Here is a 22,402-nt window from a genome sequence, read left to right as displayed (position 1 = left end):
GGATCGCCGCCCGTGCCCGTCCGGAACTCTTGCGTGCCATCAGTAGTCACTCCCCACCTTGGTGTTGGTGAGCATGAAGATCCGGTCCATGATCTCATCGGCGCTGAGGATGCCGTACCCGACCGGGATCGTCCGCTTCGTCTGGGTGTCGAACAGGACCAGCGCCGGCGTTTCGTTGCCGGTCAGTCCCATGCGGGCACGCTGGCCCGTGTCGACGACATAGTTGGGAAATTCCTTGTTCGGACCGCCGTCCATCGAGACCGCCATAACCGCCATCCGATGGCTGTCGGCGACCGAGCGCAGGATCGGCGCGAAGAGTTCGCAGGCGCCGCAGCTTTGCGCATAGAAATAGAAAAGCCCGTAGCGCTGGCTGAGGCTCGTCAGGACAGCATCCCGATCCGCCTTGCGATTGTCGAGCCAGGCCCGTTTGCCGACCGTCGAAACCGGACGCTGCAGCGTGTAGTCGATGTCGGGATGCTGCCAGAGAGCGCGCTGCCACGTATCGGCGAAAGTCGAGGCCCGGTCGAGCTGCTCGCGCTGGAAGCGCACATAGGCGATGACATTCTCTTCGGAGGGGTCAAGGATCGCGCGGGCCTTGAGCTCATCAAGTTCCTTCGCAATCGCGGCCATGCGTTCGGCAGCCGAGGGCTCGGGCGCCTGCGGCGACGCCGGGCGGGTCTCGCGCGGTTTGGGTTTCGAGCAATAGAACCATTGCCCCAGGCGGCGCTCGCCACAATAGAAGTCGTCGGGCGATTGCCCGTCGATCGTGTCGCGGCCTGCCCCTGCCTCCTGCGCGTCAACAGCCATGGGCATCAGCGCCAGAACCACTGCGCAAATCCTAGTGAACTTCGACATGGCTCGGGATCCTTTCCTGCGGCTGTGGCGCAGCGGCAAAGTGAGGCACGGAAGGGGGGACGGCGGACGGGTCGAGCGCCCGGGGGGGGACGCAGCAATCGGACAAGTCGGCGTCCTTCGCTGCGCGGCACGGCGAACTTCTCGCCGGCGCAGGCTCGGGCGGCGGCTGTGCGCCTGGGCCCGTCAGCGTCAGCACCAAGGCGAAGATGACGGGATCAATTATCGGCAGGGCCATTGTCCAATTCTCCCCTGGTAAGGCGCAGCACCGACATCATCAGCGCCACGTCGATGAGGCGGGTGCCCTGATCGAGCATCCGGATAATTCCCTCCACGAGCGGCCGCGCAGCGCGGCGGCCCTGCTCGCTCGCCTTCACGGCCTCGCCGACCGGCGTCAGCCAGCCACGGCTCACCATGCCGGGGACCAGCAGCGCGACCTGATCGGCGGGCATGTCGCCGAACCAGCCATGCATGACCGCGAAAATCTCGCTTGCTCGTATGGGAGTGCGGGCGCGGAAGGCGCAGACGAAGATCGACAGCTCGAGAACCGTCATCGCGCTTTCGTCCCCGGCATCCCGGGGTAGCCCCGGGTCATTTGCCGTGGAGATCATAGTAATCCTGTATCTTCGACTGAATGTCCGTCATCGTCTGGACTTCGTCGGGAAGCTTTGCTGCATCCAGGAAGTCCGAATAGATTTCGGTGAAATCCATCACCGAGAGGTCGAGCGAGGCGAACTCCTCGATCGTGAAACCCTGGCACTGCTCCTTCTTGGGCGCCCCCCAGGGCTTTCCCAACTGCACCCGGCCCTGCTCCTGGAGGATTCGCGACAGCTTGCTCTCAAAGCAGCAATAGGCCGTGCGCTTGGTCTTGCAGATGCCCAGGAAACTCGATGAGCAGTAGGTGCCCAGATTGTGGCAAAAGCCCATCCGGTCCTTGATATCGAGCCTCATCTCGTCCTGAGAACAGGCGAACAACACGAGGAACGGCGTGGCGAAGGCCGCGATCGCAGCCGGCCCGCCGGCCAGTGCGGCGGCGCCCGCCGCTACCGGCACCAATCCCGAAACCTTGCCGGCACAGCAGTTGATGAGGCCAAATACCGGTTTGTGGCAGGTCTCGCGTGTGCCGGAAAACACCCGATAATTGGTCTCGTCGAACTCCTTGCCGGCCTGGTCGATCGAGTGCAGCGCCACCAGCGCATCCTTGAATTCGGTCGAGGCCTGCCGTTCGATCGGCTCGCAGTCGCCGTTGATGCAATAGACGTCGTCGCCGCAGATATATTGTGGGGCGTCGGCCGAGGTGCCCGACGGCGTCGGGCAGCGATAGATCTTCTCCTGGACCTTGCAGGGGCCGCCGTCAGGATCCTCGTCCAGGCATTCGGTGCGCTGATAGGTGCAACTGCCATTGGCTTCGAGTTCCGAGCAGTCGTTGGCCGACGAAATGGTGTGGCACTGGTAGCTGCGCTGCCACGCCCAGCACGGCTGCGTGACAGGTACACCATCGACTATCCGGGTAACCGGATCGCTTGCCGTGCAGATCTCCGATTCCAGCGCGCAGTTGCTGTCGCCGGCATAGGCCGCGCAGAGACCCTCGTTGCGGGTGATGACGGGAACCGCCGGTTCCTCCTGCCTGGTCAGCCAGTAGTTGCCGGTGGAAATCACCGTGCCGGGGTGATAGGCGCCCTCCGTAATCCCTTGCGCTTCAGCGCTGCACTTCACTTCGACGGCCGTGTGGCCCAGGCTCTTGCAGGTGTCGGCAGCCGTGTAGCCGTAGGCCGCCATATTGTCGCAATAGTCGATGGGTCGGCTTTCCCAGCAGACTCCCGAGGCGATTTCATCGTCGAACGCGGCACGGGCCGGATAGGGGCCGCCATCGCTCGGCAGGAAACTTAAACGGCCGGTGTAATAGGTGTAGATCGTCCGCTTATCGGTACGCACATCCAGATTGACGGTGCAATTGCGGGCGTTGGTCGTTACCTTGGCGCCCGCGTTGCAACTCGCTTCATAATAGCCGCTCGTGCCCGATCCAGGCGGAAGCGCGGTGCAGCTTCCGCTCGTCCCGCCATAAGCCTCTCCCGCCAGATAGGTGGAGGGATCTTCCTCAATGGTGGTCGCGCGATTGGTCGTCGAAAGAATCTCAGCATTGCTGAAGGTCGGGCGCACATGGCCGCTGTCGGTCGTGATCTGGTACTGCTCGCTACTCGACTTGAGCGCCTGGGCATCGTTGATCAGCTTGTCCGGGTCATCGAAATAGCTGCCCTGCGGGAGGGTCGTTCCCGAGAAGCCCGGCACGGCTTCGGCCTGCGCGTTGTCGCTGGGCACCAGGACCGGATTGGCCTTGGCCGCGGTTCCCATGGCCTTTCCCTGCTCGCGCGCTTCCTCCAGCGTGGTCTGCGCCTGCGCGGGGAAGCTGGCCCCGGCCAGGACCGCCAGACTGATTGCGATCGCGAGGCGCATCAGCGCTGCGCCCGCATATTCGAGAGGCCAACGGCGGCAACGCGGGCGCCGGGACCATTACCGTCGGCAAAGCTGCTGAGCGCATACTCCACCGTGACATTGCCCGTCATGCGGTCATAGGGCGGCACCTTGGTCTGACAGGAAAAGCCGGCGCACAGGTCGAAATCGGACGACACGGCAACATAGGTCGGGACCGCCTGCACATCGAAGGCTCGGAACAGTCGCGGATCCACGCCGACATTGGCGAATTCGTCCTGGCGCTCGACGATCTGCCCGAGCCGAGCCGAAAACTCCTTCATGCTGTTATTCGGAAAGCCGCGGAACACCACGACGCCGCCAGCGCGCGCCGTATCGCGGATAAGCGGCTTCAGCGACTGCGGCGGCATTGAGAGACTGGCAAAGACGATGAATTGCGGCGCCTCGCCACTCTTGACGCTGGCATTGCCCGCGGCGCCTTGCACGATCTCATCGAAATCGATCGCGCCATCCGGCCCCTTGGGCAGATCCTTGGCCGCGACCTGCCGCATATTTTCAGTGCCGGCTTCACGCACCGCGACGGCTTCCTCGCGGAACTGGTCGCCACGATCCTTGACGTGGTTCACGAAGGCTTCGGCATCCGCGGCGAGGTCGACCGAGCGCTTCTTGATGGCCTGCACGTCGAGACCGTCCACGGTCTGGGCGAGCAGCGCCGAAACACCGGCGGTAGCAAGCAGGGCAGTAACGCCCCAGGCAGCGAAACGCATCGACCCCTCCCTACAGGACACAACAGTTGCGCTTGCGCCAGACGAGGTAGCCCATGTCCTCGCCGCCGGCGGGATAGGCGCGACCCGCATCGGGCGGCATCGTGGAAGCCCCGATTGCGGAGCAGGCGAACCGCCCGCTTACGGTCGGGATCGGATTGACCATCTGGAAGCGATATTGCTGCTTGCGCATGATCGGCATGAGGTACTTCTTGCAGAGGCCCTTCGAGCCCATCGTCCCCCAGGCCAGCGCCTCGCGGTGCATCTTGTAGGCGAAGCGGGAGACCGCCAGCCGCGACGACTGGACATGGCCGATCGAGGCCGGGACATTGCCGTTGAGCGGGTACATCGAACCCTGGCAACCCGCGCACCAGAAGAGCGGATCGAGCGGTAGGTTGACCGTCCCGGCAATGCAGTCACCCGCGCAGGCGGCCTGAGCGATCGGATTGGCGAAGATGATCGCTTCGGGGTTAATCAGCGTGGTGAGAGCATCGTCCTGCCAGAGCGGATCGATCTCGGTCATATAGGCGATGTCGAAGCTCGCCTGCTCGAAGCAGACGAAGTCGGTCAGAATCTCCATCCAGTAGAGCAGAGGATAGACGTACCAGTGCACATGCCACTTGGCCGTGCTTTGCGACCGCCCGCCGACCATCGAGGGACCGGCGAGATAGCCCTGCCCGATATCAAACCCGGGGGCGATGCGAATACCGCCCAGGTTCGGGAAGCACCACGGCTTCATCGTCACATCGGCCAGGCGAGCCGGCTCCCAGAAACCGACGGCAATGCCAATGCGCGGCAACGGATCCGCGCAGGCGCAGACCGGCGAGGCGGGATTGCTGGTATCGGGCCGGCCGCTCGGCCAGATCTTGAGGCCGCCCACCGACAGGGGAAAGAGGCACGACCAGCAGACGTCGGTGATCGGATTGACGAACTTGCCGTTGCAGGTCGGTCCGGCCGCTTGCGCTGGCGCCGCAAAAAGCATCAGCGTCAGGGAAAGCGACACAGCGCCGAGCAGGGATCGAAGACCGCGCGTCATTCTCGCTCTCCCAATTGATCGAGATAGGCCGTGTCAGCGCGCTGCTTGCGAGCCAGATACAGCGCTGTGTAGAGCGCCGTGCCGACGAGCAGCGCGAGGGCCACCGCCGCCACGGCCGGGCGGCCGACCCATTGGCGCAGCGGGCCGAACCCACCGACCACGAGCGCGAGAAGGATGCACAACGCCTGCCAGGTTCGGCGCATGCGGCGCAGGTCGCTTGTCTCGGGCGCGGCCATCGGCGTGCGCAGGAGGTCGAGCCACAAGGGCATCAGCCCGCCCTCCCCTTGAGCGCATGTTCGGTGACCCGCATCACGCGGCCCGCCTGGCTGACGACGGCGGGCGTGTGCTCGATGCCGAAGCGGCCGGTGAGCTTGCCCTCCTGGTCGAAATAGAAGCGCCGCTTGCGCTGCGACATCGCCTCGATCGGCGATCCCTTCACGAAGATGATCTTCGCCTTCACGTCGCTATATTTGCCGCAGGCCCAGGCCAACTGCTCGGCATTGTCCCCATCGACGAAGACAAGATCCTGATGAATGCCGACGAAATCGAGCGGGTTCACCTTCTGACCCGCCCTTGCGATCATATTCCCCTTCTGGTCGCGGACATCATGGTCGATGCGAACCGAGGGATCGAAATCCCAGCTGCGCGTCTCCTGGGCCGGCGAGATACCGGCGACGGGATCTGGCCGCCGCACCTTAGCCTCGACCCGCTTGGCGAAAAGCGCGTTGGTTCGCGCCAGTTCGCCGCTCGCTTCGGCACGGCGCAGCCGCGCCTCGATCGTCGCGAGCAGATCAGGCTCGATGATTGGAAAGGCCTGCCCTGCCGTTCCATAGTCGCGCGCCTCGCTGGCGGAGCCGACAAGAAGCAGGGTCGTGCCGCCCAGGCATGCGGTCGTCGCCGCCAGCAGGATGGTGCGCCTCATAGGAGCGGCTCCCCGGTCCCGATAATCTGGCGCACGCAGACGAATCCGATGTCGGCATAGCGGCTGTCGAACCCGTCCTTGTGCGGCGTCCCGACAAAATAGCAGCCCGCCGGGACCGGCCCGGTCGCGCCGGGCGTCAACAGCTCGCCCAGGCGCGAGGCTCGCTTCATGCGCGCCACCATGCGCCCGCCGATCAGGACGTCGTTCCCGCTATGGGAAACGACATCGCCGGGGAGACCATAAACCAGCTTGCCGAACATAGCGGGCCGCGCTCCGAAATGACGGTGGACGAGAGCGGTCGCGGGCGGGTCGAAGAAGACATAGTCACCGCGGGCCGGCAGTCGGCCCCGATCGATGAGGAACGCCCAGTTCGGCAGAGACTCGCTCGTGTTGATGAGGAAGGCATGACGGTCGCGCCAATCCGCGATCGCCCCCAGAACCACGGTGCCGACCGACAGGATCCCCAGCGCCGTCCAGAGATGCTTGCGCGGTCGCCAGGCCGGCGCTGCGCGAGCCGGCACCATCGCGGTTTCGCCCTTGTCACTGAGCAGGGCCGACATCGGGCGCTCCAAAGCTCGACACGGTGGCTCCCTGGGCACCAACGGCCGGGGGAAGGACGGATGGAACCGGTTGGGCAGTGGCTTGTGCGGCGCTCGCCGGCGCGGCCGTCCGCGGATCCTGCGGCACGGGCATCTCGGGCGCGGCCTGCAGGCTCATTTGCTGCAGGCGCTGCAGCTCCTCGGCCGTTATCCGCTTGGGTATCGGCACGCCCGAGGCGTAGACCGCCTTCTTCACCGTTTCCGTGATGTCATCGACATTCTTGCTGAGCACAGCCTCGCCGACGAGGATGACGTCGCCATGGGCGCTGCGACGCGCAAGCTCCTTGTCGAGCGATGCCATGAAGGCCTGCATCTCGGCCTTGACCCGCTCAGGTGGCGATGCCGAGTAGCGCTGCGCCTCGACATATTCTCCGACCAGTTCGGAGAGCTTGACCGAGACGATATGATCGGGCCGGGCACTCACCTGCCGGGTCACCCACATCGCCCAGACGAGCGCCGCGAGCAGCAGGAGCCCGCCCAGCATCTGCCAGCGGGTCAATCCTGCGAAAAGGGTCCGGCGGCGCGAGCGCGTGGCTTTGCCAGACGGCGCGGGGACGGGAGGAAGATCGAGTTCAGCCTGCTCAGCCATGGGAACGGTTCCCTTCAGACACATGACGCGGAATGATGAGATGTCGGCGCAGCACGATGATCGCGCCGGCCAGGAGAAGCTGCGCGCAGGCCAGCACCTGCTTGAACGATGCGATGCGCGCTGGGTCCGCGGCGACGTAGCGGCTCGCCATATTGGCCAGCTGGTGCATCATGCCGTCGATCGAGAAGCCGCCGATCGCCAGGAAGAAGAGGAAGAACAATCCCCAGCTGATCAGCAGCGACGACAGGGTGAAGCCGAAAAGGTGGAGATACCAATAGAGGATCGTGCGCAGGTCGAGCCGGATGCACGGGGTAGTCGCCGCCGGTGGGCTTGGCTTAAGCGTCTCTTCGCTCGGGATGGATGCCACCGGACCTACTCCGCAGCGATTGCGACGTCGGGATCACTCTCCGCATTGGCCGCCCATTTCTCGGGATTGTCGGGAAAGGCGATGCGCTCGATCGCCTCGTCCATGCTGAGACCCTCGCCGATCAGCGCCTCGATCCGGGCGAAGGTCTGCGGGCTCGAGGAAAACAATGTGGCCGAATAGGGATCCAGAACCAGGCGACCAACCGCCAGCGTCTCGGGTCCCTTGATCATGATGTCCGAATATTCGAAGCCGTTGCGCTTCAAGGAGCGCAGCAGCGCATCGGTATAATCGTCCATCTCGAAGCGATCATGCTTCTTGAAATCGGCTATCGTTTCCGGCTTCTGCTGGAGAATAACGAACCAGTCGCTGTTCTCCAGCGCCGCGATTGACCCCGCCGACTTGTAATAATCGTTGAGCGACTGCGTGGCGGTGACGAGCGAGGCGCCATATTTCCGGCAGGTGCGCGCATAGGTCTCGATGAAGTCGGCCATGGCCCCGCCGCGCAGCAGCTGCCAGGCTTCATCCAGCAGCAGTGCCTTGGGGATTGCGCGATCGACCTTGCGCATCACCTGCTGCGACATGAACATGATGGCGGTGAGGACCACGCTGCGCAGTTCTTCGCGCGCCGAGAGATCCGAGAGCTCGAAGACGGTGAGCTGCGCCTTCAGTTCGAAGCTGACCTCCCCCTGGAAGAACCGGCCGTAGGTGCCCGCCGCCGAGAAGGGGCGCATAGCAATACCGAGGTCGTGCGCGAGCGCGTTGCCGGTTGCATCGAGCGCCTCGATCACAAGGTCGATCGATCCTCTTCGGCCGTGCGCCTCCCAAACCGTGTTGACCGCGCCATCGATAAGGCCGCGCTCGGTATCGTTGAGACGGTCGATGTGGCGCGACATCTGGTTCACGATGGCCTTAAGCATCGCCATGCAGTCGAGCAGATAGTCCTCGTCCTCCGCCGCCTGGGCCTCGTCGATCATCGAGAAGGGATTGAGGCAGAAGCCAGAGCTCATGGTGAACTCGACGAAGGCGCCGCCCTGCAATTTGGCCGAATGCTCGAAGGATCGGCCGTCGTCGATCACGACCACTTTCGCGCCAGCGCCGCACAGCGAAGCGCACAGCTCCTGCAAGGCCACCGACTTGCCCGATCCCGATTTGCCGAAGACCGCGACATTATGGTTGCCCGCCGCGTTTTCGAAGGGTGACCAGAAGAAGGGCTGGCCGCGCCGTCCCACCATCAGGAGATGTGGCACATGGCCGCCCAGATATTCGCCCTGCAGCGGCGCGAGATTGGCTGCGGTGGTGGTGAGCAGCGTGCGCATGCGCTTCATCCGCTCGAGATCGCGCGACAGGCCGTTGGCCATCGTCATGGGCATGGTGCAGAGCAGGCCCATCACCTGCAGGTAGCGGTCGTCGAGCAGGTCCCAGCCCGCCGCGCGGTAGACGGATTTGAGCACGCGTTCGTTGGCGTCGCCGCGCCCCTTGGGCGAGAAGGACGTGACCGAAAAGAACACCCGCACGAGCTTGCGGCCCTGCCGGATCTCGTCGTTGACGAAGCGCCACTCTCGGCTCTGGTCGCGCAGCTGCGGCAGGAAACGCGCGGACTTGGCATCGGCGAGACTCGTCGTCCGCATGAACTTGAAACTCGCCTTGTTCGACGAGGCCTGGGTGTCCGGATATTCAACGCACAGGTTCGTCGCGACCGGGCACGGCATGCGCAGCTTGTCGGTGAACATGTCGCCCACGAGCTTCGCCATGTCCCAGGGCGCCCAGCGATTGGGCAGGTTGCGCACCGAGAAGGAGCGCACGTCGAAGACATCGGGATAAATTTCGCCGATCTCCGGGGCCCCTTCGTGGACCTTGCCGGTCGGTCGGAACCGCTCGGTGCGCAGCAGCATCCGGTCGGGTTCGACCCGGAGCTCGATGTCGCGGCGAATGGCCTGGTCGGCGATGGGATCGAAGGGATTGTAGCTGACGACGTCCTCGCCGGCAGCCGTGGTCGGTGAGGTGATGTCGTCGATCCAGGCGATCAGCGCGACCGGATCCATGCGCCGGGTCGTGACCCCCACCGAAGCCAGCGCGGAGACGAGGCCCTCCATGACCGAGACGATGTCGTCATCGGACACCGACGAACTCTCGGGCGTCGAATAGGAGATCGCCACGCGGTGATGGCGCAGGCAAAAGGGCGCGTCCTTCGAGAGCGACTGCCATACGCCGTCGCTGAGGAAATCGACCCGGTGCTTGGCCATCCGTTCGTAGACGCCGCGTGCGGCATAGCGCGGCAGATACCATTTGCTCAGCGCCTCCCCCACGCGCGGGCTCATCCACTGATGGAACTGGATGCAGCCCGGCGCGGGAATGCCTTCGGACAGGAACTGCGTGATGATCTCCGCGGTGCGCTCGTCAGCGCCCACCATTGGAGCGGCCTCGATCACGAAACCGCGCGAGGCGCTGTTGTAGAAGATCCCCGTCTTGGGATCATAACTGCGATAGGGCAGCCAGTGCGCCAGCATGGGAACGCCGAGCGCGGGCCGGTCATGATCGGGACGCGCCGCATCGCCGAAGAGCCCCGAGAGCATGCTGTCGAAAAAGCCGCCTTTCGCCATGTCAGTTCTCCTCCGCGACGGCACCGGGGAATGGGGCCGAATTCACCGTGGGCTTGAGCACCGGCCGCAGATCGGGCGCCTGCGCGCCCGTGGCCGCTGCCCGCGCACCATCCTGTGCCTGCGACGCCACCGCCTGGTACCGGCTATCGGCTTTCACCCGCGCCGCCGCTTCCGCGCCGGCGGTCGTCTTGGCGGGAGCGCCAGGGACTGCCGCAGCCTGTGGAGCGGACGGGACCGCGCGTGTCGGCGGTGCAGCCGCTGCCGCGGGAGGAGCAGTCGGTTCGGCGGACGGGGCCGCAGCGCTGACGGGTTGCGGGGGCGTCGCTGCGACCTTGCGCCGCGCCCGCGCATCGGGCCTTGGCGAAAGCCGGGCCGCGACAGCGCTCTTGATGCTGGCAACCGGATCTGCCGTCGCACGCGCCCGCGCGGCAGCGACAGCCGCCGGGTCAGGCAGGCCTTCGGCGGGGGAGAAGCGCTCCGTCTCGGTCCGATCGACCGCGTCGGCGAGCGTCTCGCCCGCATAGGCCGCGGCGCGCTCATTGCGGGAGGAGAGGCCAGACGCGTCCGCGATAGCCTGCTGCTGCCACTTGCCTTGCGCGACCACGGCATGGACGGCGCTCGTCTCGTGCAACCGGCCGCGCTCGTCGATATAGGGCTGGAAGACGATCCGCAGCACTTTCTCCCGTGTGCGGCCCGCCTCTCCGATCGACACCGGCATGCGCCGCGGGCTTGCCACCGCCGTCCGGGCGGCTTTCCCCCCTCCCATGTCGGGATCGCGATAGGGTCCCGCCGCTGACGGCACGGCGTCCGGCGCTTCAGCCGTGATAAGGGCCAGTGCCCGGTCGTCGATCGATGACGACGGCGCGCAAATTCCGTCCGGCGCAGGGCAGGAAAAACTCCCCGCGATATTGCTGCCGAACGAGGCGCAGCCCCCCATGACTGGCAGGACGGCGAGCGCCAGGCCAGCATGCCAGCGAGTGGCGCGGCCCTTCACGACTTGGCTCCCTTCAGCCACGCTTCGAGCACGTCCTTGGGTCGGTAGCCCTCAAGCATCGCGCCGTCGCTGCGGACGATCACCGGGGTCCCGCTCAGTCCATGACTGCGGGCGAACTGCTCGTTAGCGTCGAGACCGCGCGTGTCGCATTTGCCGCCGCTTTCGAAGGGCGCACCGGAATAGGCGGCGTGGAGCGCCTCTTCCCGGTTCTTGGCGCAATAGACGCGGTCGGCCAGATCCCGGCTGCCCAGGACCGAAATGGGCCGTTCGATGACCTTGACGTCCATGCTGCGCAGCACGCTGGTAAGCGCGCGGCAGTAGCCGCAGCGAAAATCGGTAAAGACCGTGACCGACTGGCTCGATGCCTTGTTGCCCCAGACGATCGCTCCGTCGCGGGGCAGCCCCGCGAGCGACAGCGTGGCCGGCCGCACCGGCACGGAGACACGGCGCGCGCCGGCGGTGGGTGCGACGGGAGAAGCGTCCGCCTCGCCGCCGAGCGCGGTCGTCGCATTGGCCTTGGCGGCGCCGCCGACCAGCATGTCGGGGTTCATCTCCAGGAGGCGTGCGGCGGTCACGTCCTGCCGCGTTTCCATGTCGTATACCCGGCCGATGACCAGATAGCGGGCGCCGCGATCGACATAGAAGAGGTTGGCGCCGGCCGTCACTTCGCACAGCCCTGCGACCTTGGCGCAGTTAACCGCGCTGATCTCGGTCTTGGGCAGCCGGGCCTTGAGCAGGCCCGCTACCTGGCTGTCTTCGGTCGGAACGGCAGCGGCAGCGATGGCGGCGGCGCCCAGTCCCACCACCGGCAGGGCGATGAGGCCATAGCTCCAGGGCGTACGCGCAACAGCGGCGCGAAGGCGATCAGTTACGGACATAGACACCCTCCAGAAAGACGATTTCGACATCGATGCCAGTCGGCATCTCGATCACCGGCTGATATTGTTCGGCGCGCTCGATCAGATATTTCGAGACCATGTCGCCGGTCTGGGCGACGCCTTCCCCGAAGCCACCCTCCAGGATCTCGCCCGCCGAGAGTTTGTCGCGCTTGCCGTTTGTGGTGATGTTGGTGCCCTGGAACACCGAATTGGCGTTTGCGGAGAAGCCGCGGCCAAAACCCCCGAAGAGGCCGGCAATGAAGGCCTGCGTCACCAGCCCGCCTTCGCGCGAGACCACCCGGCCGCGCACCCCGGTCTTGCCGCCGAAGGCGATGAAGCCCTTGACCTCCGAGACCGCGTAGCGGCCGCCGGGCTGCGGACAGGTCATCTTCTGCAGTTTGACGTAGACTTTCTCGGCCGAAAGGTCGCCGCGCGCCGCTCCGTTGATGAGGCAGCCCTCGATCTTCGTGGTGAGCAGGCGCCCATTCTGGAAGACGCTGCGTGCAGGGCCTGTCACGCGCAGCACGACCGGAAGCGGGTCGGACTGGCTGTTGACGCCGGCACTGGCATCGACGCCGACGATCACCTTGGCGGATGCGAAGCTGTTGGGCGGCAGGTAATTGACGCTGTCGGTATAGACCGTGTTGCCCTTGGCGACGCGCGAGGCATTGCCGGTCTCGGTGGTCTGGAAGTTCACCATCTTGACCTCCGCGCCGCCCATCGGCGCGCCGGCGGGCCCGGCCGCCCCCGGCGTGCCATCGGGCCGCCGATAGGCCTGGGTCCCGCCCGGACCGTAAAGCGCGGCTGGACCTGGTTGGGGCGGCGGTGCCGCCCGCTGCTGGGCCGCCTCGCGCTTGAGTCGTTCGTTCTCGGCCTGGTAGGCGGAGAAGACCCGCTGGCCGTCGGCCTGAAGGGCCTGGTTCTGCCCCTTCAGCGCCTCGACCTGGGCTGCCAGCGCGTCGACGCGGTTTTGCTGCGCATTCACCGACTTCAGCTGGTTTTCCATCGACTGGAACTGGTTCTCGGACATCCCCATCCACTCCTGTTGGGAGAGGTTGCGGTTCACGAGATCCTTGGTCGACACCTCGACCTTTTCGCCGTCGTCGTCTTCGGCCGCGTCCTTGTCGTTGCCCCCGAAGATCCAGAAGGACGAGAGCACCAGCCCCGCGCCGGCAACGCCCGCGAGCAGCAACCGCTGCTTCTTGCGGGTCGCCTCGTTGCTGCTGATTTCGCCGGTTACGGGAGAAACATTCTCTGTCTCTTCATCGGGACCGTCCAGGGTTCGACGGGTGCGCGAGAAAATGTCCGCGAGTGCCATATGACTACCTCCCGCTCTGCGAGACGAGATAGGCCGTGGTGACCTTGCCGGGCGCGAGCGTCGACTCGGCGATGGAGACGGCGAGCGCGCTGCGCGGCGCGACCGCGCCTTCGTTGAGCGCGATCGGCGCGTTACTCATATTCTCGATGCGCAGAACCTTGCCGGTGAGCTCCTGCCCCCGATATTCCGCGATCATCTGGACCTTGAGCCCGCCGACGAAGACCGGGCGCAAAGTGCGCTGCCGCATCTCGTAGCCATCGACGATGCTATTGGAATACATTGCCTGAACGAGTTCGACGGCTGCATCCTGCGGGCCGGCCTTGGCAGTGGTGGCGACCGCCTCACCCGAGCGATCTTTCGCGATCGCCGGGTTGGAAACGAAGACCTGCGCCGCCTGCTCGCCGCCAATGCGGCAAACGAACTTGTAGACATAGCCGCGCTTGGTCGTGCCGAAGAAGGAGAGCGCGGGCCGCCCGAAACCCTCGGGTACCGACAGATAGATGTCGCCGCGCACCGGTTCGTTGACGACGCTGAAATCGTCTGTCGGGTTGCCGGTGGAGATCTTCGAGACGCTGGCGAACTCGTCCTCGACGAGGCTGATGCGGGTCAGGTCCTTTGCCGACGCCTGGCAGTCGACCTGGCTGCTGTCGGACGCCATGATCGTCTGGTCCGCCCAGGCGGGTTCGGCGATCAGGAGCAGGCCGACCGCGACCAGTCCCGCGCCCATGAAACGGCTCGCATGGCAATAATATCGGGAGCACAAGGCTGCGCCGGCAGCCGTGCTGCCGATGGCGATAGCACTCATCATTGATCTCCTTCCTCGGCTTTGGACACCATCCCGAAGCCGACGAGCTGCAGTGAGACGCCCGAATATTTCCATTTGAAGCGGAAGGTCCGGCGGTCCTTGGAGATGACCTTGCTCCCTACGATCGTGTGCAGGTCGCCCGTCACGTCCGAGGTCAGATTGTCCGGATCGAGCTTCATCGACTGGATCGCGAAGAACTGCGCGATCGAGGATCCGCGCTGCTCGTTGACGATCTTGAGAAGGTCCGCCTTGAGCCGCCCCTGTGCGCTTGGCGCCGTGATATCGAGAACCGACTTCATCCAGTATTCCAGGTTGCTCGGCGATCGATCGAGGGTCAGCACCGCGGCGTCGCGCGTGACCATCTCCAGATACTCGCGGCCGACCCCGGCGCTGCTGACTGTGAGCGGCGATCGCAGGATCGGCTGCAGGACGATCTCCCGATCGCGGGTCGCTACCATCAGGAAGAGGATGGCGGTAAGCGCTGCGAGCACGCCGGCGATGGCGACGAGGAGGTTGCGCTGCTTGAGAACGCGCTGGCTTTGCGCGTGGCTGTTGGCGATCTCCATGTCAGCCGGCCATCAGTCGAAGGTAGGAGGGCGGTGTCGCCTTCATGCCGGTGAACCCGGCCGGAAGGTGCCAATAGGCCATGTGCAGCAGCCAGGATGCCGCCCGTCCCGCCTTAGCGCGCTTCAAGCCCCACCAGCCTGCTCCAGCGAGCAAAATGCCGATAAGGATATGCTGAGACAGGATCCCCCAGGTGAACGGAATCACCATCGCGAGGAACTCATCCAGGGTCCACAGCCCGATCAGTTCTGGATCATCCAGATGAGTTGGAATGACATATTTGTCCGCAGACATCGCACCACCCTCCATTTGGACCGTCGGCGCTGCTACGCCGCCGGCCGAACCCACGTCAGATCGTTGCGGTGACGGTCGAGGTGACGATCGGCACGCCGGTGCCGGCGCCCACGCCGACGCCCACCGGGATGGCGATCTGGCCCATCGAGAAGCGGCCCGAGGCGAGCGCGACCACGCCGCCGGCGAGGCTGAGCACGGTGATGATCTTGCCGCCTGATCCCTCGAGGAAGTCGGTGAACTTGGTGAGCGCGGTGTCGAAGGTGGTGTCGGCGCCGGCGAAGGCCGGTCCGGCGAACATGAGCAGCGCGAAGGCCAGCGCCGCGATCACGAGGATCGCAAGCTCTACCCGCCCGCCATGCTTCAGTACCTGTTGCATGAGCATTTCCTTCCGATTGAGACGCGGCGGTTCCGCGCCCAATCGAAGGCTGTCCCCTCGCTCGCCGGCCGAGCAACCTTCCCCGGCTCGGCGCGTTGCGGGAGACATGAATTTTTCTTCCAGCCCGAGTCGCTTGGCGCCGCGCGCGAACCGCTCCGGTACGCGCTGCGAGCCGGGGTGGCCCGCCGTGCAGACCAGGACGATCACCAGCGCGCGCCACGCTGGCCCGAAATCCGAGCCACCCGCGCGACTCGCGAAAATTTGCGATAAGATTGGTTAACGGTTAAGTTCTACCGTGGAATCGGCATGAGGTTCGTGCCGCGTAGCAAGGACGCGGGATCCGGCACTCAGGGGGGTCGAGTGGGGCAGGGTTACAAAACGTCACAGGGACAGGACGCGGCGGGAGTAGGTTTCCCCCGACAGGTCAGCATCGATATCTCCGAGCACTTCTTCCGCCTCACCACCGAAAGCGTGCGGCTGCGCTCGAACGAAACCCATTCTTACCAGACGCTCGCGACGCTGGTGAATGCCCGCGCCGCCTCCGCCGCGGCCATGGATCATGATTCCGATGTGCTTCGCTCGCATCTGGACAAGATCCCCACCGAAGGCGGCATTCGTATCAAACTGCGCGTTACCGCGAGCAGCGCCGAGAACCTCAGCGAGGCCCAGCATATTCTGGCCAAGCAACTCGGGCAGGGCATGTCCGCCGGCGACATGCTGTCGCTTCTCCTGTTCGACTATATCGTCGAGCAGAAGGCGAAGGCCGTCGTAGCGAAGCTGCGCGAACAGGGGCTCGATTTACCGCCTACCCAGGCCGCCGGAAAAATTGCGAGCGATTCGCAACAGGTAAGTCCATCCGTTCCAATGGCTTAGCCGATACCTATAAAGAAATTCAGGTCAGAGGTTGTTGCAAAGCGTTTCTCGCTGTGATTTGGTGCTCTCACGGAGCAGGATCAGGGGGCCGGTTCATGACATCCCTTGCCAGCAGCGGGGCACTTTCCTCGACGGACGAAAGCAAGTCCGCTGAAGAGAGCGCTGCGATCCCCTTCAGGGACTATATTCCTTACATTCTTCAGGCGATGTCGGATCAAAATGTGAGCGTGCGGAAACTGGCGCTCAAGACCGGCATCAGGCGCAACCGCCTGTCTAATCTTCTGCGGCCCACCGCCGATCCTTCCACCCGTGAGAGCATGACGCTCGTCGAGTTTCAGACGATCCTTCATGTCCTTCAAATCGGGTTCATCCAGGCCGTTCTCGGTGTCGAAACTCTTCGCGACCTGGACCTTCTCCATGACGGCCGATTCTCGACGATGATGCAGATGATTTCCGAGGTGTTCGCGAGCCTGCCGCTCTCGCTTGTCCATGCGCTCAACGACGTGGAAGGCATGGATGGCACCGAGATCCGCCGCGAATGGGCAGGCCCCTTGCGCGACGGCGTCGTTGACCGGGTGGTACGCGAGGTCATCGCGATCATCGAGCGTCGCGCCCGCATGGAGCAGAGCTTCCGCCTGGATTGACTGACGGACGCCGTCCGCGCGGTTCGCACCGGCGTCCGTCGGCTCGGTCTCGCCTCAGAAGCGCGAAACGATCGCGCTGCGTCCATTGAAACGCGGCGATGTTGGAGTCGGCGGCAACGATGGGCCGGTAACACTGGCCGTCCGCGTGAAACCGCTCAAGCGCCGCCAGTTGAGGAGGATATCGTCGACATAGGCCTGGGTCTCGGCGATCCGCGGCACCTGGCCGCCCCGCACCCGTCCCGGCCCGGCATTATAGGCCGCCAACGCCAGATGGACCTGGCCGAAGCGATCGAGCTGGCTGCGCAGATAGCGCGCGCCGCCGTGCAGATTCTGCTCGATATCGTAGCGATCCACGCCCAGCCCCGCGGCCGTGCCGGGCATGAGCTGGGTCAATCCATAGGCATTTTTCGGCGAAACGGCCTGGTCATTGTAGCGGCTTTCGCGGATGATCATGGCGTCGAAAAGGCCGACCGGGATGCCATATTGGCACGCGATCGCGCTCATCATCCCGTAATAGCCCGCCCGCCGGATCTCCGCCTGGGCGCTGAGGAAACCAGCCGGCCGATAGCCTACGGCATAGCATCCTGCCGTGTATCGGGTTGCGGCGCTGGCAAAGGCCAGTCCGCCGCGCATCCACGCAGGGACGGGTATCGCCTCCAGCGTCGGCTCGGCAGAAACGCCGGGCGCGGCCGCAACTGGCGGCGCCGCCCCGGAAGCCGACACGTCGACCGGCGAGGTCTCGCCGGGGGCCACTTGCCCGTAGGTCTGCGCCATCTGGAACTGCACCCATTTGCGGCTGAGATCATGGACGCTGAACGAGGCTGGAAGCGCGGCTGCACGTGCCTCGGCGAGCGGAGCTCCTTCGTCCACCGCGGGCGTGTCCGGGCGGTCTGTGCCATCTGAGCCCGTAGCGGCCGGCAGGCGTGGCGGCGCCGGCACGCCCATCGTGATGAGCTGAACGGTGCGCGGCGAACCTTGCGGGCTGGCGGCGGCAAGCGGGGCCGCGAGGGTGATGGTGAGCAGCGGTGCAGCAAGGAGCGCGGTCTTCATAAAACCTCCCGAAACCTGTCCTTCCGAGTGGAGGTGAACCCAAATCCCGTTGTCAATCCCGCGGCGCCTGGTCAGACTTTGCCCATTGCGCTCCAAAAGGGCTTCTCCATGTGGCTGATCGACCGGCAGGGCGACGGACAAAAAGGTCGTCGCATCCCCCTTCCCGACCTCGTGCGGTCCGCACTGGTGCGCTGGTATACGGGCGAAGGCTCGCGCGGCGATGAAGAGGCGGGGATCGCGCTGGTCCAGCAAGCACGGATCGGCGCCAAGTGGATCGCATGCGACTGCCTGGGTCCCGACACCCGGCCGCCGGTCCTGACCCCCGCCTTCCTGTCGGAAGCTGAAACCTATTATCTGCGGCGCCTGACGGGCGCAGACCGGCCCGAGCATCGTTCCCAATGTCCCTTCTTTCGCGAGCAGGCGACCAATCGCATTTCGGAGATCCGTACACCCCATTCGCCGGCCGATCCCCCGGAAGGCTATTTCGAAGTGCTGCGGCCAGCCCCCGAGAAGCTGGCGCAAAAGCCGCAGGCCGACAGTATCGACGACAGGACACGCAACGCGACGGTGCCGCGTCTCGCCCGCCTTCTCTGGCGCCTTATGACCCTGGCCGGTGTCCATCGCACGCCGCCGCTTGGGGCGGAGCCGCCCGAACGCTCCATTGCACAAGAATTCAGGGCCCTGAGCGCGGCGGCCGCGCGGATCGAGCTTGCACCCGGCATCGAGCTCGGCCGCGCCTTATGGACACATGCCCGCCCCTTTCACAATAATCGCGTGTTCGCAGGCCTGCGCGCGCTATCCCATCAGTGGCCACCGGGTCACGCACCACAGGCGTTCCTCGCGCTCTACGCAACAGCGGTGCAGGGTGCGACCATCCATGTCGCGGGCGCCGAGCCGCTGGTGCTCGCCAATCGGGTGCAGTCCCCATCGATCCGCGGCAACCCGATCAAAGGTCCTTACCTAGTGCTAGTCGTGGTCGGCGAATATCCCGAGGCCGACGGCTATGCGGCGCTGCGCGCCTATGCGCAGCCCATCCTCTCAGGCCAGCGTTTCGTGCCGGTTGCCTCCGAATTCGAGCGATCTCTCTATCGCGGCCTGCTTGACGCGCGACGAGGGCTCGATCGCCTCGGTATTGATCTCGTGATCGAAAAGCCGCTCTTCGACCAGTTGACCCCGCAAGGCGCCTGTCGGCCCGACTTCCTGCTTGAAGCGCAGTCGAGAGAGACCGGCGAGATCCGGCAGCTGGTCGTTGCGGCGCAGAGCGCCCTCGACGAGAACTTTCTGGCGGTGAAGGCCGCCATCCATCCGCGCCTCGAGATGATCGCGCCGCTGATTAGCCTCGGGCCCGACGCGCTTGAGCGCGGTGCCGTACCGGATATCGTGCGAACCGCCTTAGGCCTGTGAGCCCGGCGCATCAGGCAATAATGATACGGCGAGCGCCCTCGCCTCTGCTCAGGACCAGCGGAGCGTCGCGGCGAACCATGCCACAATGCCCAAGGTGACCGGCGTCGACAGCAAATAGAGTTTCTGCCAGCGCCACCAGGTCCGGGGCAGAAACAATGCTGCTCCACGCACATCGTGAATTTGGCGCCAGGCACGCTCCTGAACCAGCTGTCCGAGAAGCACCCCGACCGACAGCGAAACTGCGAGCGCGCAGCACAGGCCGACGCCAACGTAAATCGCAAGCCAATTGGCAATTTCCATCTGCGTCAACTGCGCCATGAGTCTCTATGTCTTTCTTGCCATGTCCAGTACGCGCTTGAGACGACACCTGTTCCCGCGCGTTCGACACTTCCTAGCACAAGCATATTGGCAAATGGTTTAGCTCCAAAATGGTCTTAATTCAGCCTGTTGAACCCGCTCATTCTTTGCCCATCTTGCCGGAGGGCGAATGAAAGCCGCACGGGGTGCCTGAAGCGTCGCAGGTTCGTGCGGAATCCCATGAAAGGCAACGGTTCAAGGGCGAAGAAGGCTGTGCTGGCTACGGTATTGGTGATCGTCTTCCAGGGGACGGAGAAGGTAGGCATCTATGACGATCAGCCAGCGGCCAGCGCGGCCTTGTGGAGCTTCGTCGAGGCGCATTGGGACGAGGCGCACCATGGTCCCGCGCCAGAAGCCCGAAGCGAGGCGCAACTGAACCTCTTCTTTGCCGGAGAGGGCGACAGCTATGTCATCGCGGAGGCGGATCTGGACGACGCAGCGCAGGCTCTCGGATCGCCGCTTTAATCAGATCGATCGCACATTTCGGACGTCGGAATGATGTTTTATACATCTTAACTGCGCCTTCACATTTGAGTGTAAAAGCCATATGATTCCTGGGGCTGTCTGCCGTCCAGCCTTGCCTCTCTTTTCGATAGCAGCGAGATGATCTTGCCTGCTTTCACCCGAACGCCATTCGATCGCCGTAATCGTCCGGCCGGCGCCCCGCCCGCCCAGTTCATCGGGCCGAACCGTCGAGACTGCGCTCTGCCCGAAACGCTGGGTACCGCCGCGCTACGCGGCGTGCGCGGCCGCTGTCCAAGGTGCGGCGAAGCGCACCTATTCTACCGATTCCTCAAACCTGTGACCATCTGCGCACACTGCGGCCAGGACTGGAGCCATCAACGCGCGGACGACTTCCCGGCCTATGTGGCAATCATCGTGACCGGTCACCTCATGGCGCCCCTCATCATCGCGCTGGCCCGCGATTTCGCGCTCTCGGTCATCGCGATGATGGCGATCATCGTACCGCTGGCGCTTGTTCTGCTTCTTGGCCTGTTGCAGCCCGCCAAAGGCGCGATCATCGCGCTGCAGTGGTGGTGGGGCATGCACGGGTTCGAAAAGGAGCGAACAACAGGAGTGGCCGAGCCTGGGGACGATGGACCGTAGAGGTCGCGGCCCGCCTCAGACGACCTCGAAAACGCTGCCCTCTCCCGGCGCGCTGCGCTTGAGCGTGATCGTCCCGCCGTGGAGCTCGACCAACTGTTTGACGAGCGCGAGTCCGATCCCAAGTCCTTCCTGCGTGCGCTGGTTGGACCCATCGATCTGGGCAAACAGATCTCAGATCCGGGCCTGCATCTCCGCCGGGATGCCGACGCCCGTATCGGCGACCTCGATGCGGACCTGATCCTCTTCGCGCCTCGCGGAGAGGTGAATTTCTCCGCCCGCAGGCGTGTATTTGGCGGCGTTGGTGAGGAGATTGCCGACGACCCGCGCAAGCCGGGCATGATCGGCCTCCAGCCAGATCGGCTCAGGCGCGACATCCTGGATCAGCTCATGGCTGGCCGCATCGATATGATGGCGTGATCCTTCGACGGCAAAGGTCAGCAGATCCTGGAGCAACAGATGCTCCTTCTTGAGCGCGATCTTGCCTTGGTCGATGCGTGCGATGTCGAGCAGGTCCTCGACCAGGCTGCCGAGATGCCGCACATATTTGCTCATTTGCCCGCGCACCATCGTGGCTGTCTCGGGATGCCGAGCTGATCCCCGACGAACCTGAGAGGAGCATCCGGGATGAATTCGCCGGGCTTCAGCAGCCGGCCGGGATAGCGCAAGGCACAGAGCTGTAGCGCAAAACCGAGTCGGTTGTGGGGACGCCTTCGGCTCGTGATGGCGCGCAGATCGTCGACACCGAGCGTCCAGTACCGCACCAGGTCGGCTTCGTTTTCGGACAAGGCGAACAACTCGGCATGTTGCGCCTCGGTCAGAACAGAACGGCGGGGCATCTGCTCAGGCCTTGGCTGGCCCCGTCCAGCCAATCCGATCAAGCGTGCCGATGAGGGTCGATCGGGGCACCTTGAAGGACCGGCACACTGACGCCTTGCTTGCACCAGCATTGAGTGCGTCAGTGATCTGCTCGATCGTTTCCGCGTTGATGCTAGGTGGACGCCCCCCGTGCCGACCGCGCCGCCGAGCTGCTGCCAAACCCGCCATCACCCGTTCGCGCGTGAGCGCGCGTTCATATTGAGCAAGCGCGCCGAAAAGCGAAAACAGCAATTCTCCATGGGGCGTCGACGTGTCCATCTGCTCCGTCAGTGATCAGAACGCCACGCCCCGGTCTTTCAGGTCGGTGATGATCGTCAGAAGGTTGGCCAGGGATCGCCCGAGGCGGTCGAGCTTCCAAACGATCAGCGTGTCGCCATGCTTCAGGTACTCCAGGCAAGCCTTCAGCCCGGGGCGATCGTCCCGTGCGCCCGATGCTTTGTCGGAATAGAGATGACGCTCATCGACGCCGGCGGCGATGAGAGCATCGCGCTGCAGGTCGACCGACTGGCGATCGTCGACCGATGAGACACGCATGTACCCGATGAGCATGTACGACAAACCTCTGAATTGATGTTGTCGCGCATTAGATCAAGGCGACAGGGTTTGTCGTACATAATCGGGCGTCGTCATGGAACTGCAATCCGTTTGCGTCGTCCCCTGTCGTGAAACATGTGTTTGGCGACAGGGGTGAGCGCGGCAGGGG

The 22,402-nt window shown here is 64.6% G+C and carries 25 protein-coding genes and 3 pseudogenes; 5 read left to right on the top strand and 23 right to left on the bottom strand.

What is annotated here, in order from left to right:
- Window positions 1-39 precede the first annotated feature (39 nt).
- The 18 genes from ACLIMP_RS25500 to ACLIMP_RS25415 form a co-directional block, all read right to left on the bottom strand.
- Window positions 40-855, bottom strand: a complete 816-nt coding sequence (locus ACLIMP_RS25500) for a conjugal transfer protein TraF (RefSeq protein WP_379481049.1) — start codon at window positions 853-855, stop codon at window positions 40-42.
- Window positions 856-1,070: 215 nt separating this feature from the next.
- Window positions 1,071-1,406, bottom strand: coding sequence for a hypothetical protein (locus tag ACLIMP_RS25495; RefSeq protein ID WP_066701780.1), 336 nt, complete (start codon window positions 1,404-1,406; stop codon window positions 1,071-1,073).
- Between the two features lie 37 nt (window positions 1,407-1,443).
- Window positions 1,444-3,306, bottom strand: a complete 1,863-nt coding sequence (locus ACLIMP_RS25490) for a conjugal transfer protein TraN (protein WP_379481050.1) — start codon at window positions 3,304-3,306, stop codon at window positions 1,444-1,446.
- Window positions 3,306-4,049 (bottom strand): type-F conjugative transfer system pilin assembly protein TrbC, encoded by a 744-nt coding sequence (gene trbC, locus ACLIMP_RS25485; RefSeq protein ID WP_379481051.1) that lies wholly within the window; start codon window positions 4,047-4,049, stop codon window positions 3,306-3,308. Before trbC ends, ACLIMP_RS25490 begins: the two co-directional genes overlap by 1 nt.
- A gap of 10 nt (window positions 4,050-4,059) precedes the next feature.
- Window positions 4,060-5,082: a conjugal transfer pilus assembly protein TraU gene (gene traU, locus ACLIMP_RS25480; protein WP_379481052.1), complete on the bottom strand. Its 1,023-nt coding sequence runs from the start codon at window positions 5,080-5,082 to the stop codon at window positions 4,060-4,062.
- Entirely contained in the window at window positions 5,079-5,351 is a 273-nt protein-coding gene (locus tag ACLIMP_RS25475) for a hypothetical protein (protein ID WP_008829959.1), read from the bottom strand. Before ACLIMP_RS25475 ends, traU begins: the two co-directional genes overlap by 4 nt.
- Complete coding sequence (traW, locus tag ACLIMP_RS25470) at window positions 5,351-6,004, bottom strand: type-F conjugative transfer system protein TraW (protein ID WP_379481053.1); 654 nt, start codon at window positions 6,002-6,004, stop codon at window positions 5,351-5,353. The genes ACLIMP_RS25475 and traW overlap by 1 nt, the downstream gene beginning before the upstream one ends.
- Window positions 6,001-6,564, bottom strand: a complete 564-nt coding sequence (locus tag ACLIMP_RS25465; RefSeq protein ID WP_443478931.1) for a S26 family signal peptidase — start codon at window positions 6,562-6,564, stop codon at window positions 6,001-6,003. Before ACLIMP_RS25465 ends, traW begins: the two co-directional genes overlap by 4 nt.
- On the bottom strand, window positions 6,545-7,192 hold the full coding sequence (locus ACLIMP_RS25460; protein WP_036528775.1) for a TrbI F-type domain-containing protein: 648 nt from the start codon (window positions 7,190-7,192) through the stop codon (window positions 6,545-6,547). The genes ACLIMP_RS25465 and ACLIMP_RS25460 overlap by 20 nt, the downstream gene beginning before the upstream one ends.
- Window positions 7,185-7,559, bottom strand: a complete 375-nt coding sequence (locus tag ACLIMP_RS25455) for a hypothetical protein (protein ID WP_036528777.1) — start codon at window positions 7,557-7,559, stop codon at window positions 7,185-7,187. Before ACLIMP_RS25455 ends, ACLIMP_RS25460 begins: the two co-directional genes overlap by 8 nt.
- 5 nt (window positions 7,560-7,564) lie before the next feature.
- Window positions 7,565-10,159, bottom strand: a complete 2,595-nt coding sequence (gene traC / locus ACLIMP_RS25450; protein WP_443478930.1) for a type IV secretion system protein TraC — start codon at window positions 10,157-10,159, stop codon at window positions 7,565-7,567.
- A gap of 1 nt (window position 10,160) precedes the next feature.
- Window positions 10,161-11,174 carry a TraV family lipoprotein gene (locus tag ACLIMP_RS25445; RefSeq protein WP_236727441.1) on the bottom strand — a complete coding sequence of 338 codons (1,014 nt, stop codon included), beginning with the start codon at window positions 11,172-11,174 and terminating at the stop codon, window positions 10,161-10,163.
- Complete coding sequence (locus ACLIMP_RS25440; protein WP_036528780.1) at window positions 11,150-12,031, bottom strand: DsbC family protein; 882 nt, start codon at window positions 12,029-12,031, stop codon at window positions 11,150-11,152. Before ACLIMP_RS25440 ends, ACLIMP_RS25445 begins: the two co-directional genes overlap by 25 nt.
- Window positions 12,018-13,349 carry a TraB/VirB10 family protein gene (locus ACLIMP_RS25435; RefSeq protein WP_443478929.1) on the bottom strand — a complete coding sequence of 444 codons (1,332 nt, stop codon included), beginning with the start codon at window positions 13,347-13,349 and terminating at the stop codon, window positions 12,018-12,020. Before ACLIMP_RS25435 ends, ACLIMP_RS25440 begins: the two co-directional genes overlap by 14 nt.
- Before the next feature lie 4 nt (window positions 13,350-13,353).
- A complete protein-coding gene (locus tag ACLIMP_RS25430) occupies window positions 13,354-14,157 on the bottom strand; it encodes a type-F conjugative transfer system secretin TraK (protein WP_443478928.1) in 804 nt (267 codons plus the stop codon).
- Window positions 14,154-14,720 carry a type IV conjugative transfer system protein TraE gene (locus ACLIMP_RS25425; RefSeq protein ID WP_036528784.1) on the bottom strand — a complete coding sequence of 189 codons (567 nt, stop codon included), beginning with the start codon at window positions 14,718-14,720 and terminating at the stop codon, window positions 14,154-14,156. Before ACLIMP_RS25425 ends, ACLIMP_RS25430 begins: the two co-directional genes overlap by 4 nt.
- Before the next feature lies 1 nt (window position 14,721).
- A complete protein-coding gene (gene traL / locus ACLIMP_RS25420; RefSeq protein ID WP_008832027.1) occupies window positions 14,722-15,012 on the bottom strand; it encodes a type IV conjugative transfer system protein TraL in 291 nt (96 codons plus the stop codon).
- A 55-nt stretch (window positions 15,013-15,067) separates the two neighbouring features.
- Window positions 15,068-15,388, bottom strand: coding sequence for a TrbC/VirB2 family protein (locus ACLIMP_RS25415; RefSeq protein ID WP_008832026.1), 321 nt, complete (start codon window positions 15,386-15,388; stop codon window positions 15,068-15,070).
- Between the two features lie 360 nt (window positions 15,389-15,748).
- Here ACLIMP_RS25415 and ACLIMP_RS25410 point away from each other — a divergent pair, with 360 nt between their 5' ends.
- Together ACLIMP_RS25410 and ACLIMP_RS25405 are read left to right on the top strand one after the other, a co-directional pair.
- Window positions 15,749-16,261 (top strand): hypothetical protein, encoded by a 513-nt coding sequence (locus ACLIMP_RS25410; RefSeq protein ID WP_036528824.1) that lies wholly within the window; start codon window positions 15,749-15,751, stop codon window positions 16,259-16,261.
- Window positions 16,262-16,356: 95 nt separating this feature from the next.
- Window positions 16,357-16,905 carry a hypothetical protein gene (locus tag ACLIMP_RS25405; protein ID WP_303761839.1) on the top strand — a complete coding sequence of 183 codons (549 nt, stop codon included), beginning with the start codon at window positions 16,357-16,359 and terminating at the stop codon, window positions 16,903-16,905.
- A 54-nt stretch (window positions 16,906-16,959) separates the two neighbouring features.
- Here the strand turns inward: ACLIMP_RS25405 and ACLIMP_RS25400 are convergent, their stop codons facing one another.
- The gene (locus ACLIMP_RS25400; RefSeq protein WP_303761841.1) at window positions 16,960-17,955 is read right to left on the bottom strand and encodes a lytic transglycosylase domain-containing protein; all 996 of its coding nucleotides are present in this window, start codon (window positions 17,953-17,955) and stop codon (window positions 16,960-16,962) included.
- A gap of 108 nt (window positions 17,956-18,063) precedes the next feature.
- Here ACLIMP_RS25400 and ACLIMP_RS25395 point away from each other — a divergent pair, with 108 nt between their 5' ends.
- Window positions 18,064-19,359, top strand: coding sequence for a DUF8535 domain-containing protein (locus ACLIMP_RS25395; RefSeq protein ID WP_303761843.1), 1,296 nt, complete (start codon window positions 18,064-18,066; stop codon window positions 19,357-19,359).
- Window positions 19,360-19,407: 48 nt separating this feature from the next.
- Here the strand turns inward: ACLIMP_RS25395 and ACLIMP_RS25390 are convergent, their stop codons facing one another.
- Window positions 19,408-19,677: a hypothetical protein gene (locus ACLIMP_RS25390; protein WP_066701706.1), complete on the bottom strand. Its 270-nt coding sequence runs from the start codon at window positions 19,675-19,677 to the stop codon at window positions 19,408-19,410.
- Between the two features lie 219 nt (window positions 19,678-19,896).
- Here ACLIMP_RS25390 and ACLIMP_RS25385 point away from each other — a divergent pair, with 219 nt between their 5' ends.
- Window positions 19,897-20,181: a hypothetical protein gene (locus ACLIMP_RS25385; RefSeq protein ID WP_303761846.1), complete on the top strand. Its 285-nt coding sequence runs from the start codon at window positions 19,897-19,899 to the stop codon at window positions 20,179-20,181.
- Between the two features lie 138 nt (window positions 20,182-20,319).
- Window positions 20,320-20,823, top strand: coding sequence for a DUF983 domain-containing protein (locus ACLIMP_RS25380; protein ID WP_303761847.1), 504 nt, complete (start codon window positions 20,320-20,322; stop codon window positions 20,821-20,823).
- Window positions 20,824-20,838: 15 nt separating this feature from the next.
- Here ACLIMP_RS25380 and ACLIMP_RS25375 read toward each other — a convergent pair.
- The 3 pseudogenes from ACLIMP_RS25375 to ACLIMP_RS25365 form a co-directional block, all read right to left on the bottom strand.
- Window positions 20,839-21,375 (bottom strand): annotated as a pseudogene (locus tag ACLIMP_RS25375) (sensor histidine kinase).
- A 29-nt stretch (window positions 21,376-21,404) separates the two neighbouring features.
- Window positions 21,405-21,659: pseudogene (locus tag ACLIMP_RS25370) on the bottom strand (DUF4158 domain-containing protein); the annotation flags it as partial.
- A 4-nt stretch (window positions 21,660-21,663) separates the two neighbouring features.
- Window positions 21,664-22,248, bottom strand: a pseudogene (locus ACLIMP_RS25365) (recombinase family protein).
- Between the last annotated feature and the right edge of the window lie 154 nt (window positions 22,249-22,402).

Source organism: Novosphingobium aeonii, from assembly GCF_052279045.1.
In the GTDB taxonomy this organism is placed as follows: Bacteria; Pseudomonadota; Alphaproteobacteria; order Sphingomonadales; family Sphingomonadaceae; genus Novosphingobium.
This window is presented reverse-complemented; position numbering and strand designations above follow the sequence as displayed.